The 13225-nt window shown below is 42.7% G+C and carries 12 protein-coding genes; 8 read left to right on the top strand and 4 right to left on the bottom strand.

The genetic code is table 11. The annotated features are described in order from the left end of the window. Window positions 1-212: 212 nt before the first annotated feature. From AC6H04_RS00440 to AC6H04_RS00430, 3 genes are all read right to left on the bottom strand, one after another. Window positions 213-1181, bottom strand: a complete 969-nt coding sequence (locus AC6H04_RS00440) for a diacylglycerol/lipid kinase family protein (RefSeq protein ID WP_497569810.1) — start codon at window positions 1179-1181, stop codon at window positions 213-215. A gap of 199 nt (window positions 1182-1380) precedes the next feature. Further along, a complete protein-coding gene (gene rnjA, locus AC6H04_RS00435) occupies window positions 1381-3057 on the bottom strand; it encodes a ribonuclease J1 (protein ID WP_497569809.1) in 1677 nt (558 codons plus the stop codon). Continuing rightward, window positions 3054-3272: a DNA-directed RNA polymerase subunit epsilon gene (locus tag AC6H04_RS00430; protein WP_089088541.1), complete on the bottom strand. Its 219-nt coding sequence runs from the start codon at window positions 3270-3272 to the stop codon at window positions 3054-3056. Before AC6H04_RS00430 ends, rnjA begins: the two co-directional genes overlap by 4 nt. Before the next feature lie 255 nt (window positions 3273-3527). Here AC6H04_RS00430 and AC6H04_RS00425 point away from each other — a divergent pair, with 255 nt between their 5' ends. Further along, on the top strand, window positions 3528-4049 hold the full coding sequence (locus tag AC6H04_RS00425; protein WP_497569808.1) for a hypothetical protein: 522 nt from the start codon (window positions 3528-3530) through the stop codon (window positions 4047-4049). Window positions 4050-4146: 97 nt separating this feature from the next. Here AC6H04_RS00425 and def read toward each other — a convergent pair whose 3' ends face one another. Beyond that, complete coding sequence (gene def / locus AC6H04_RS00420; protein ID WP_497569807.1) at window positions 4147-4704, bottom strand: peptide deformylase; 558 nt, start codon at window positions 4702-4704, stop codon at window positions 4147-4149. Window positions 4705-5000: 296 nt separating this feature from the next. Between def and pdhA the strand changes: the two genes are divergently transcribed. From pdhA to typA, 7 genes are all read left to right on the top strand, one after another. After that, entirely contained in the window at window positions 5001-6116 is a 1116-nt protein-coding gene (pdhA, locus tag AC6H04_RS00415; RefSeq protein ID WP_497569806.1) for a pyruvate dehydrogenase (acetyl-transferring) E1 component subunit alpha, read from the top strand. 2 nt (window positions 6117-6118) lie between these two features. Next, on the top strand, window positions 6119-7096 hold the full coding sequence (locus AC6H04_RS00410; RefSeq protein ID WP_497569805.1) for an alpha-ketoacid dehydrogenase subunit beta: 978 nt from the start codon (window positions 6119-6121) through the stop codon (window positions 7094-7096). Between the two features lie 35 nt (window positions 7097-7131). Beyond that, window positions 7132-8421, top strand: coding sequence for a 2-oxo acid dehydrogenase subunit E2 (locus AC6H04_RS00405; RefSeq protein WP_497569804.1), 1290 nt, complete (start codon window positions 7132-7134; stop codon window positions 8419-8421). Between the two features lie 7 nt (window positions 8422-8428). Next, window positions 8429-9853 (top strand): dihydrolipoyl dehydrogenase, encoded by a 1425-nt coding sequence (lpdA, locus tag AC6H04_RS00400; RefSeq protein WP_497569803.1) that lies wholly within the window; start codon window positions 8429-8431, stop codon window positions 9851-9853. A gap of 107 nt (window positions 9854-9960) precedes the next feature. Further along, window positions 9961-10251, top strand: coding sequence for a UPF0223 family protein (locus AC6H04_RS00395; RefSeq protein ID WP_497569813.1), 291 nt, complete (start codon window positions 9961-9963; stop codon window positions 10249-10251). A 4-nt stretch (window positions 10252-10255) separates the two neighbouring features. Continuing rightward, a complete protein-coding gene (locus AC6H04_RS00390; protein ID WP_497569802.1) occupies window positions 10256-11041 on the top strand; it encodes an inositol monophosphatase family protein in 786 nt (261 codons plus the stop codon). A 121-nt stretch (window positions 11042-11162) separates the two neighbouring features. After that, window positions 11163-12998 (top strand): translational GTPase TypA, encoded by a 1836-nt coding sequence (gene typA / locus AC6H04_RS00385; protein ID WP_098825081.1) that lies wholly within the window; start codon window positions 11163-11165, stop codon window positions 12996-12998. Window positions 12999-13225 lie beyond the last annotated feature (227 nt).

Here is a 13225-nt window from a genome sequence, read left to right as displayed (position 1 = left end):
CTATTCCGAACTTTTCGGAATAGGCTTTATTTGTACATGGCCGAAATCTGAGTTTTGAAGCGCAATTAGGCTATATTGACGTATTGAATCAAAGTATTATTCTGACTAATCGTAACTAAAAAATGGCTTGAAATACTGATCAATATAGACCTGGTGGCGCAACCCCGCTTGTTTTGTGTAGAGGGAACGTCATATCTAATTTAGTGTCAAAATTAAATGGTAGGATCAATCCAAAATGGGTACTGCTTGGTTTCAAAGTAGGTATCCCAGTAGCGGCCGCCCATTTCTTCACCATCGATTTGACCGTACTCAATGGAAGGTACGATTAAATGAATTCTGTTTTCATGATAGTGATGAACTGATTTTAATTTTAAATGTTTTCCCATTGATATCATTAATAGTATAAAAAGAAGTTTAAAAATATTCGCTTTTTCAATAACCACTAAATCAAGATTAGGGTCACTAGCAGAAGCGGGTGGTGCAATCTTTACACCACCACCAAAATAAGGGTGATTGGTGACGGTCACTAAGTAGGCGCGTGAATAAATATCTCTGCGTTGGCCAACATGAACAGTCAGGGGAAAGGCCTCTTGGTTATAAAACACACCAATAATGGCGGCGAGATAACTTAGTCCTCCCAGATGTAAGCGATTAAGGATACTTTTTGACGGTGCACCATTAGCGGAAGTGACCACAGCAGCGTCAAAACCAATGCCAACGTTATTAGTAAATACGCCATGGGTCTGCTTATTGGTATCGAAGTAAGCGCCTAATGTGAGCCAATTTTCAGCGGTACAGTTTAAGATTTGGTTGAGCGCCTTATGCCAGTTGGTGGCCATTTTGATGCCCCTCGCAAAGTCATTGCCAGAACCGACTGGTAAGTAAGCCACCGGAATAGGGCGTTCTAGGTGAGCTTCAGCTAACCCAGAGATGGCTTGATGAAGAGTGCCATCACCACCAATCGCCAAAACAACGTAGCGCGGCTGTGGCGTAGGTTTATCATCAGCGTGAGCTTTAGCAAATTGATTGGCTAAAAGCTGAGCATGCCCAGAGTAAGTGGAACGGCCGACTTTATAGTCCACCTGCCGTTCATCTAACGCGGCTTTGATTTCTGGCCACAGATTTTTGACGCTGCCACCACCGGCAAACTCATTTAAAATGATGTAGTAACTGATTGACACCTAACTCATCCTCCAATAGCATTCGAAAATCATACTTTCTTATTATAGCCGACTTTGTTAGTCAGAGCTAGAATGAAGTATTCAGAAAGTGTTGAGTTTTAGTTAGAATGTGATGAGAAAAATTATGGGCTGTTAGGGTGTTTGAAGACCATGAACCACAAAAAAACCATTTGCAAACGCAAATGGTTTTTCTATTCGTTTAATCCATGATTAACATTGGTAAAATCATCGGATGACGTTCAGTTTTTTCATAAAGGAAATTCTGTAGATCATCAATGATAGCGTTTCGGATTGAAGCTTCATTAGCCTTCTTTGAACGCATTGCTCGTCGAATAGTGGAAAAGACTAGCCGACGACCTTCATTTAATAATTCACCTGACTCGCGCATATAAACGAAACCACGAGAGAGAAGATCTGGACCGGCTTGAATGATCTTGTCATTTAAGTTAATCGTTGCAACAACAACGACCAAGCCTTCTTCAGAAAGCAACTGACGATCACGCAACACAACGTTGCCAATATCACCAATACCACTGCCATCGATGTAAACATCACCAGCAGTGAAGTGACCGGCAATTCGTGCTGAATCCTTGGTGAGTGCAAGCACATCACCGTTTTCCATAATAAAGCTATGGTCTAACGGCACGCCGCATTGCTCAGCTAACTCGGTATGAATCTTAAGCATTCTGTATTCACCGTGAATCGGCATGAAATACTTAGGCTTCATTAAGCGAAGCATGAGCTTCTGTTCTTCTTGGCCACCATGACCAGATGTATGAATGTTATTGACCTTACCATGAATAACATTCGCACCAGCTTCTTCAAGTTCGTTAATAACGTGGTTAACACTAACCGTGTTGCCAGGAATTGGGTTACTTGAGAAGACCACGGTGTCCCCAGGTTGAATGGAAATCTGACGGTGGGTCCCGTTAGCAATTCTTGACAGAGCTGCCATTGGTTCACCTTGAGAACCAGTACATAAAATCATGACTTTGTTAGCTGGAGTCGAACGTAATTCGCTGGCATCGATCAGGGCTTCATCTGGAATATTCAGATATCCCAATTCACGACCGTTGACGATGGCTGCTTCCATGCTTCGGCCAAAGACCGCAATCTTACGACCATGGGCAAGTGCTGTTTCGCAGGCGGTTTCCATTCGAGAAATGTTTGAGGCGAAGGTTGCAAAAATAATCCGACCATCCACTTCATCAAAGATCCGGCGAATTGATTTGCCGACCCATTTTTCAGACTTTGTCCAAATTGGTCGTTCAGCGTTGGTAGAATCTGACATCAGGCAAAGAACACCTTCTGCACCAAGACGCGCCATCTTTTGTAAATCAGGCGGCTGGTTGGTAACGGGAGTCAGATCGAACTTATAGTCCCCAGTCTGGACAATAACGCCAGAAGGGGTGTGCACTGCAACACCTAACGTGTCCGGAATAGAGTGGGTCGTTCGGAAAAATTCCACACTTGTTTTTCGGAACTTCAGTACAGTGTCTTCATTGATTTCATGAAGTTCAGCTGAACGGAGCAAACCGTGTTCATCTAACTTATTTTTGATTAACGCAAGCGCAAGTGGTCCAGCGTAGACTGGCACGTTTAAATCCTTTAAAAGATAGGGAACACCACCAATATGATCTTCATGACCATGGGTGATGACCAGTGCTTTGATCTTTTGCTGGTTAGCGATGAGATAATGATAGTCTGGAATCACATAATCAATTCCAAGCAATTCATCCTCTGGGAACTTAATTCCGGCATCAATTAAAATAATTTCATCCTGGAATTGAATACCATATGTATTCTTCCCAATTTCGCCCAAACCACCAACGCCAAAAATAGCTGTTTCATTGTTTTTGACGTTTAATTTTTTCATTTATTAAACTCCGTCAACTTGTAGTCCGGGTTTTCTTGCTCGTATTCAAGGAACTTACCCTCAAGTGGTTCGATGAATTCGATGTTGTGCTTGGTGTTTTCAGCAACTAAAGCACGTGCTTCAACTTCCGTGGCAGCATCGATATAAAGTGATTTCGTATCCTCACGTTTAGGGTTACGAATCTGGTCTTCTTGATAGTAAACTTTAAAAATCATAGTAAAATTGTCTACTTCCTTTCTATAGTTACAGTGAATTACTGTATTGATCGCTAACCGATCTTTTATTTGTACCGAACGTCTCGTTGTTAATGAACAACAGTTGCTAATATATTATCATATATGAATAAAATTGTATAGTTTTCCAATCGGGCAGAGGATGGCAGTACAGCGTGCTTTCACTCTGGTTTCCGCAGAATGCTAAAGCTGAAATACAAATTGTGTTAGTATAAATTTAAAAGGAGTGTGGTCGTCATGGATCGAACAGTTACGATTTTAATTGCTGTGGTCATTGCAATTGGTTTATATCTGCTTATTCATCGCATGATTGTAAGCCGCAACACTAAAAAAGCGCAAAGTGCAGCACTTGGACAGACTAACGTAGCGGTTAAGGCGGCACTTCAGCGTTTGGCGGATGAACATTTTATTTCAAGCCCCGCAACTGTTTTGGACGCTAGTATTATTCCTGACGGTTGGGGTCGGGGGGTAATGGCGTTTGAGTACTTGCTTTTGATCGACCAGGTTACCGATGATCAACTGCCGATTCTCAGGCAAAGACTGAACCATATCCTAGCTGAATTTTGTCAGGATCATCAAATTGCTTCGGTGGTTGAGCCAGGCGAGTCGGCGTTTTTGGTAACGGATGTCTGGCGACATACTCAACGTATCCATCTTGGAGTTGCCTACCTCGTCAATGAAGCTACTATTGAGTATATCCAAGATTTACACCGGTTGGATCCTAAGACGAAACCCAGTGCAACAAACCAACATCATTAAAACTAGCAAAAAACAGCTTACTGAAACGTGCCAAATGGCTAATCAGTAAGCTGTTTTTAGTTTAACTTAATGTGAAACGTCCGAACGATGTCACCGTTTATTCGAACATGATGGTATCATCGCTAACTTCGTAAGGATGATCCTTATTGATATGATCATAAAACAAAATGCCGTGTAGATGATCGATTTCATGCTGACAAACAATCGCTGGATAGTTCTTAAGACGAACCTTGTGTGTTTCGCCTGTGGTGTCCTGATAGCGCAAGGTGATCCGGTCATGACGTGGCACGAAACCAGGCACTTCTTCGTCTACTGACAAACAGCCTTCACCCTCGGTTAGCGCACCGTCTTGAACGGAATGGCTAATAATGACCGGGTTAATAATGACGTCGGTAAATGGTGATTTGGCGCCTTCTTCGGCTGGGACAAGAACTGCGGCCATCATTTTTGAAACACCAACTTGCGGGGCAGCTAAGCCAACGCCGGCACGCAAACCATATTTTTTACATAACTCTGGATCCTGGCTGACTTTTAAATATTCCATCATATCATCAGCCAACTTTTGATCCTCCTCTGATAGAGGGAAACTAACTTTAGCAGCCTCTTGTCTGAGGACAGGATCGCCGTCTCTGGTGATGTCTTTCATTAAAATCACGAAAATTACCTCCGAAATTGAAAAAACAAGTGCTCTAATAATTAATTCTAGCATAATAGGATGCAAAAATGAAATTAAAAAAATGTGAAAGAAAACACAAGCATTTTTTCAGAAAAAGGGATTCCAATGCTCATGGGCAACTTGGCAATTTTTGCGTTTTAAAAGTAATGAAAGGGCTTGCATGAATTGTGAAAGCGTGGTAATTTAAGAGTGTAGTTGAGAAAAGCAAACGGTTTCAAAACTATGAAAGTGGTTTTGAAACTGGTTGCATACAAACGGAAAGGAAAGTGTTAGTTATGGCGAAGAAAACTGGGCAAGTAATTGATTTCGCATCAATTAAAGCCACGATGAGCGATCCGTATAAGAAAACGTTCCAAATTGTGGACAAAGACGCGAAGATCGTGAATCAAGAACTTTTCGATACTTTTTCAGATGATCAGTTAGTTGATTTTATGAAAAAGATGGTTTGGGAGCGTACATTGCATGAACAAACAATGAACTTCTCTCGTCAAGGTCGTTTAGGCTTCTATGCCCCGACTTATGGTGAGGAAGCAAGTGAAATGGGGTCAATCGCAGCATTTAAAGACCAAGATTTCCTGTTCCCTGCCTACCGTGACTTGCCACAATTAATTCAACATGGCGCTTCAGTAGCCCAAGGCTTCTTATGGTCAAAGGGTAACGCAGTTGGTGATGATTATGGTGAACAACGTAACTGGTTCCCACAAATTATCATCGGTGCGCAATACGTTGAAGCTGCCGGCGCCGCATTAGGTATTAAGAAGAACGGTGAAAAAGATGCCGTATCATTCGTATATACCGGTGATGGTGGTACTTCGCAAGGTGACTTCTACGAAGGTGTTAACTTTGCATCTTCATTCCAGGCTCCTGCTGTATTCATGGTTCAAAATAATGGCTGGGCAATTTCAGTTCCACGTTACAAGCAAACTGCTGCTGAAACCTTAGCTCAAAAGGCCGTTGCATCTGGTGTTCCATCTATTCAAGTTGATGGGATGGATGTTTTGGCAACTTACATCGCTACTAAAGAAGCACGTGACTTTGCTGCTGCTGGTAACGGTCCAGTCTTGGTTGAAACCTTAACTTATCGTTATGGTGCTCACTCAAGTGCTGGTGATGATCCTAGTCGTTACCGGACTAAGGATGAAGAAAAACCTTGGTTCGACGCTGATCCTTTGATCCGTATGCGTAAGATTTTGAGTGACAAGGGATTATGGTCACAAGACCAAGAAGACAAACTTGTTGAGGAATACAAAGACAGCTTCAAAGCATCAATGAAGGAAGCTGAAAATACACCTACACAATCAGTTGTTGATATGTTGAAGACGACGTTCGAAGAACCAACTCCACAAATCAAAGCTGATATTGCAAGATTCGAAGCAAAGGAGTCGAAGTAACCATGGCTAAATTAACTTATATCAAAGCGATTACAGATGGTTTAGACGTTGTTTTAGGCGAAGATCCCAAAACGTTGATCTTCGGTGAAGACGTTGGTAAAAATGGTGGTGTGTTCCGTACTACCCAAGGTCTGCAAGACAAGTATGGTGAAGACCGGGTCTTCGATACACCATTAGCTGAATCAGGGATTTTAGGATTATCAATTGGGTTAGCTGCAACTGGCTGGCGTCCAATTCCAGAAATTCAATTTATGGGCTTTACTTTTGAAGCCGTTGATTCAATCGGTGGTCAAATGTCACGTAACCGCTTCCGCTTTAGTGGCAAACGTGCAATGCCAATCACCATCCGGACACCATTTGGTGGTGGGACTCATACCGCTGAAATGCATGCCGACAACCTTGAAAACTACTATGTTGGTACCCCAGGTCTGCGGGTTGTAACACCTGCTAACCCTTACGATGCCAAAGGTATGATTATTTCAGCTGTTGAAAACAACGACCCAGTTCTTTTCATGGAAAACCTGAAGTTATATCGTTCAATGAAGGATGAAATTCCAGAAGGCAAGTACACAGTTCCTCTAGATACTGCAAAAGTAGTTCGTGAAGGTACTGATATTACTATCGTTGCTTACAGTGCTGAAGTTAACGAGTCATTAAAAGTTGCTGACAAGTTGGCCAAGGAAAACATTTCTGCTGAAGTGATCGACCTTCGTTCATTGTCACCAATTGATACTGACACAATCTTCAAGTCAGTTGAAAAGACTCACAAGGTAGTTGTTGTGCAAGAAGCTCAAAAGATGGCTGGTGTTGGCGCTCAGGTTACTGCTGAGATCGCTGAACATGCTATTATGAACTTGGATGCACCAATTGGCCGTGTTGCTGCTCCTGATAGCGTTTACCCTTGGGCTCAAGTTGAAAACGACTGGATTCCAAATGCTGACGATATCGAAGAAAAAGCACGCGAAATTTTGAACTACTAAAAATAACTACTTTGTAATAGAAAGGAAGTTTTTCCATGGCTTATGCATTCAAACTCCCAGAGCTTGGTGAAGGTATGGCCGAAGGTGAAGTTGCAACATGGGATGTTAAAGAAGGAGACACCGTTAAAGAAGACGACGTTTTAGTCGAAATTCAAAACGATAAATCCGTTTCCGAGTTGCCATCACCTGTGGCTGGTACCATTAAACAAATTGTTAAGCAGGAGGGTGAAACTGCTGAAATCGGTGACACTTTGGTTGTTATCGACGATGGTTCACCTGATACTCCTGACGATGACTCATCTGATGCTTCATCAGACGAAGCACCTAAAGAAGAAGCTGCTCCAGAACCAGCTCCAGCAGCTGCACCAGCTGCCGCTGCTCCTGCAGCACCAACCGGTGTTCCTGCACAATCTGATCCAAACAAGTTAGTATTAGCAATGCCTTCAGTACGTCAATATGCACGTGATAAGGGTGTTGATATTACTGCCGTTACCCCAACTGGTAACCACGGACAGATTTTGAAGGCTGATATTGACAACTTCAATGGCGCTGCTGCACCAGCTACTGCTGCTGCCGCCGCACCAGCTGCACCAATCAAGCCTTACAAGGAAGCACAACCTGATCTTGAAACCCGTGAACCAATGTCAATGACTCGTAAAGTTATTGCTAATGCAATGCGGACTTCAAAGGATATTTCACCTCATGTTACTTCGTTCCAAGACGTTGAAGTTTCAGCTTTGATGGCTAACCGGAAGAAGTACAAGGCATTGGCTGCTGATCAAGACATTCATTTGACCTTCTTACCATACATGGTTAAGGCTTTAGTTGCTGTTTTGAAGAAGTTCCCAGAATTTGATGCTTCAATCGACAGCTCTACAAATGAAATTGTTTACAAGCACTATTACAACATTGGAATTGCAACTGATACTGATCATGGTCTGTACGTTCCAAACATTAAGAACGCGGATTCTAAAGGTATGTTTGAAATTGCCAAGGAAATTGCTGATAACACTCAAGCTGCTAAGGATAACAAGTTGAGTGCTGCTCAGATGTCTGGTGGTTCAATTACCATTAGTAACGTTGGTTCAATCGGCGGTGGTTTCTTTACCCCTGTTATCAATCAACCAGAAGTTGCAATCTTGGGTGTTGGTAAGATTGCTAAAGAACCATATGTCAACGATGATGGAGAAATCGCAGTTGGCAACATGTTGAAGTTATCATTGAGTTATGATCACCGTCTGATCGATGGCGCCTTAGCTCAACGTGCCTTGAACATGATGAACGATTTGCTTCATGAACCAGAATTGTTATTAATGGAAGGATGATCCTTATATGTCAGATGCTGAAAAACGTGACACTGTCATCATTGGTGGGGGTCCTGGCGGCTACGTTGCTGCCATTCGGGCTGCTGAACTCGGCCAAAGTGTGACGGTTATTGAAAAGAACAAACTCGGTGGTGTATGTTTAAACGTTGGTTGTGTGCCTTCAAAGGCCTTGATTAACGCTGGTCACCGCTTTCAGGATGCTTCGGATGCTTCAACCTTTGGGATTACCACTCAGGCGCCTTCAATTGACTTTAGCAAGACGCAAGAATGGAAACAAAAGAAGGTTGTTGATCGGATGACCGGTGGTGTTTCTATGTTGCTTAAAAAGCACAAAGTTGACGTCATCGAAGGTGAAGCCGTACTTGATTCAAATACCAAGTTACGGGTCGTATCAACCGGTCCAAAGCAGTTCATGAGTGCCGATGATGGGTTGACCATCGAATTCAAGAACTTAATCATCGCTACTGGTAGCCGTCCAGTTGAAATTCCTGGATTCAAGTTTGAAGGTCGGGTCGTTGACTCTACTGGTGGCTTGAACTTACCAGAAATTCCTAAAGAATTCGTTGTCATTGGTGGTGGTTACGTCGGAACTGAATTAGCTGGTGCTTATGCTAACTTGGGTTCACACGTTACTATCATCGAAGGTACTGATTCGATTCTGCCTAACTTCGACAAGGACATGGTTAAAGTTGTCCTTAAGCAAATGAAAAAGAAGGGTATCGACGTCATTACCGGTGCCATGGCAAAGAAAGCAGAACAAGATGACAAAGGTGTTACTGTGACCTATGCCGTAGATGGCAAGGAATCAACTGTTAAAGCTGATTACTGCATGGTTACTGTAGGTCGTAAGGCTAATACTGATGATATCGGTCTGGAAATGACTGATGTTAAGGTTGGTGACCATGGTTTGGTTGAAGTTGATCAACAAGGTCGTACTTCAGTACCAAACATCTACGCTATCGGTGATATTGTTCCAGGTCCAGCATTGGCTCACAAAGCCTTCTTTGAAGCTAAAACTGCTGCCGGAGCTATCTCTGGTAAGAACACTGCTAATGACTGGGTTGGCGTTCCGGCTGTTTGCTTTGCAGACCCTGAACTTGCCACTGTCGGTTTGACGGAGAGTGAAGCCAAGGATAAGGGTATCGAAGTCAGCACGGCTAAGTTCCCATTTGCTGGTAATGCTCGTGCCGTTTCACTTGACCAACCAGATGGCTTTGTCCGTTTGGTAACTACTAAGGATGACAACCATAATCTTCTTGGTGCCCAAGTCGTTGGACCAGGTGCCTCAGATTTGATTGCTGAATTGAGTTTGGCAGTTAACAGCGGTATGAACGCTGAAGACATTGCTTTAACCATTCACCCACACCCAACGTTGAGTGAACCAATTCAAGAAGCTGCCGATGTTGCGATTGGCTTCCCAACCCACATCTAAACTAACTTGATATAGAAATAAACAGAAAAGGACTGGATGATGTATCCGGTCCTTTTTTGCTGTATAATGAGCTGGAAGAATTCACAATAATAAATAGATGGGGTGCCATTTTGAAGAACTTTAGTTATCCCTTGGCGTCAGATTGGACCACTGACGAAATTATTACAGTCGCCGCTTTTTATCGGCAGGTGGAAGATGCTTACGAAATTTCGCAGGGTGTTTTAGTAGATAAGTTATTAGACGCTTATTCTGCCTTTAAGACGGTCGTAACTTCCAAATCACAGGAAAAACAGCTTGGTAGGCAATTTGAACAGTTAACCGGGTATAGTTGGTATCGTACGTTGAAAGCAGCCCGTGAGGCCACCAAAAAGTCGGTTAAAATGACGATAGGGGGTTAAGTTGATGAACGCAACGGAACTTCACCGGGTTGATCGTACAGTGAAACAATGGCTGAGAACTTCGCGGGAATTTATTTTGAGCAAGATGCAGCAAAGTTTGAGTGTTTCGGAAAAGTCTAGTCGTAAAGATTTAGTGACCAATGTTGATAAGGAAAACGAAAAATTACTTATTAATAAGATTCGGACATTTTCACCTGACAGTCAAATTCTGGGCGAAGAGGGTTTTGGTGATCAGATTCGACAGACCAAGGGCTGGGTTTGGGTCGTGGATCCAATCGATGGTACTATGAATTTCGTTAAGCAACGTGATCATTTTGCCATTATGATTGCACTTTATATTGATGGTCAAGGTGTTTTGGGCTATATCTATGACGTGGTTGGTAATCAACTTTTCTCCGGTGGACCCGAAATCGGTGTTTTTCAAAATGACGAACCATTATCAGCACCAGAAAATGTCGATTTACGCAACGGTCTTGTTTGTTTAAGCGGTCCCATGGTGATGCATAACTACCATAATTTTCAAAAAGTTGCAGAGGCCAGTTCCGGCTTAAGAATTTACGGTTCAGCAGGAATTGAAATGATTCACTTACTAAGAGGTGAAACGGTTGCATACGTTTCATATCTTAAACCGTGGGATTTCGGTGCCGGTAAAATTCTAGCAGAAAGTCTTGGACTTGCGGTGACAACGGTTGACGGACAGCCTCTAGATATGCTATCATCAGACTTCGTAATGGTAGCAACGGTAAAAGCACAACAAGACATTCTGCCAATCATCGGTTCAAACGTCTGACTGTGACGCTGGTCACAGTTTTTTTATGGCGTTAAGTCAAGGTGTAGAGTGTGGAGAATGCGCTACAGTTTGACCGTTAAATAATGAAGATTCACGCGTTTATGAAAGGAAGAACAAGATTTTGAAAACCAGAGATGACATTCGTAACATCGCAATTATTGCCCACGTTGACCACGGTAAGACAACCTTAGTTAATGAATTATTAAAACAATCAGATACTTTAGATGAACATACGGAGATTGCTGACCGTGCGTTGGATTCTAACGATATTGAAAGAGAACGTGGAATTACGATCCTTTCGAAGAACACTGCAGTTCGTTATGGGGACAAGCAGATTAACATCTTGGATACCCCAGGACATGCTGACTTCGGTGGCGAAGTTGAACGGATCATGCGAATGGTTGACGGTGTTTTACTTGTCGTTGATGCCTTTGAAGGTACAATGCCACAAACCCGTTTTGTTTTGAAGAAAGCCTTGGAACAACATTTGACACCAATCGTTGTGATCAACAAGGTTGACCGTCCAGGCGCCCGTCCTTCAGAAGTTGTTGATGAAGTTTTGGACCTGTTCATCGAATTAGGTGCTGACGAAGACCAACTTGATTTCCCAGTTGTATATGCTTCAGCTATGAACGGAACTTCAAGCTTTGATCCAGATATCGCAACCCAAGAACACACCATGAAGCCAATCTTTGATACGATTGTTAAGCACATCCCAACGCCAATCGATAACTCAGATGAACCACTTCAATTCCAAGTTGCCTTACTCGACTATAACGATTTCGTTGGCCGTGTTGGTATTGGCCGGATTTTCCGTGGCAAGATCAAAGTCGGCGATAACGTTTCCGTTATGAAGTTAGATGGTAGCACTAAGAACTTCCGTGTCACTAAGCTGTTTGGTTTCTTCGGTTTGAAGCGTCTTGAAATCAACGAAGCCAAAGCCGGTGATTTGATTGCCGTTTCAGGGATGGAAGATATTAACGTTGGTGAAACGGTTACTGCTTCTGATACTCAAGAAGCTTTACCAATTTTACGGATTGATGAACCTACGTTACAAATGACTTTCCGGACCAACAACTCACCATTTGCTGGCCAAGACGGTAAGTTTGTCACAAGTCGTCAATTGGAACAACGTTTGAAGACTGAGCTTGAAACTGATGTTTCGCTCCGTGTTGATGATACCGACGAACCAGGTGCCTGGGTTGTTTCAGGCCGTGGGGAATTGCATTTGTCAATCTTAATCGAAACCCTTCGTCGTGAAGGCTTCGAACTTCAAGTATCACGCCCAGAAGTTATCTACCGCGATGTAGATGGCGTTAAGTCAGAACCATTTGAAGAAGTTCAAATTGATACTCCTGACGAATATACTGGTAGCGTGATCGACTCCCTTTCACAACGTAAGGGTGAGATGCAGAACATGGAAAGTACTGACAACGGCCAAACCCGTTTGACTTTCTTAGCACCTTCACGTGGTTTGATCGGTTACTCAACTGAATTCATGTCAATGACTCGTGGTTATGGTATCTTGAACCATACTTTCGAGAAGTATGCACCAGTGATCAAGAACTGGAACCCTGGCCGTAAGAAGGGTACTTTGGTATCTATGAACTCTGGTAAAGCAACCACTTATGCCATGATGGGTATCGAGTCTCGTGGTACGTTGTTAATCGATCCAGGTACTGATGTTTATGAAGGTATGATCGTCGGTGAAAACAGCCGTGAAAACGATATTACCGTTAACATTACCAAGGGTAAGAACTTGACCAACGTCCGTGCTGCCGGTTCCGATGACATGGCACGTATCAAGACACCTACTCATTTATCACTTGAAGAATCACTTGAATTCTTGAACAACGATGAATACTGTGAAGTTACACCTAACTACGTCCGTCTTCGGAAGCAAATTCTGAACACTAACGAACGTGAAAAGGCTGCTAAGCGGGCTCGTCATAACTAAATTTAAATATCATTGGTAAATTTTTACCAATTTAGAATCGCACTTCAACAATGAGGTGCGATTTTTTTGGTGTATGCTATTTCATTTTTTCTGAAGAACCGTTTAATTATGTGAAGGTGAGTTTGAATCAAAATTAATCACAAACTTATTTCCGGATAAATGACTGGTAAAATTTTAAAGGTTTTCCACGGTTTTACATCAAAACCGGCCAATATGCTATAATCAAG

Source organism: Secundilactobacillus sp. MJ173 (assembly GCF_059704265.1).
The sequence above is the reverse complement of the archived record's forward strand: the minus strand, read 5'-3'. Positions and strand labels throughout refer to the sequence as shown.

Excerpts from the sequence above, each read along its gene's own strand:
- pdhA (WP_497569806.1), top strand. The coding sequence starts at position 5,001 with ATGGCGAAGAAAACTGGGCAAGTAATTGATTTCGCATCAATTAAAGCC.
- AC6H04_RS00425 (WP_497569808.1), top strand. The coding sequence starts at position 3,528 with ATGGATCGAACAGTTACGATTTTAATTGCTGTGGTCATTGCAATTGGT.
- rnjA (WP_497569809.1), bottom strand. The coding sequence starts at position 3,057 with ATGAAAAAATTAAACGTCAAAAACAATGAAACAGCTATTTTTGGCGTT.
- AC6H04_RS00390 (WP_497569802.1), top strand. The coding sequence starts at position 10,256 with ATGAACGCAACGGAACTTCACCGGGTTGATCGTACAGTGAAACAATGG.
- AC6H04_RS00430 (WP_089088541.1), bottom strand. The coding sequence starts at position 3,272 with ATGATTTTTAAAGTTTACTATCAAGAAGACCAGATTCGTAACCCTAAA.
- AC6H04_RS00405 (WP_497569804.1), top strand. The coding sequence starts at position 7,132 with ATGGCTTATGCATTCAAACTCCCAGAGCTTGGTGAAGGTATGGCCGAA.
- AC6H04_RS00410 (WP_497569805.1), top strand. The coding sequence starts at position 6,119 with ATGGCTAAATTAACTTATATCAAAGCGATTACAGATGGTTTAGACGTT.
- lpdA (WP_497569803.1), top strand. The coding sequence starts at position 8,429 with ATGTCAGATGCTGAAAAACGTGACACTGTCATCATTGGTGGGGGTCCT.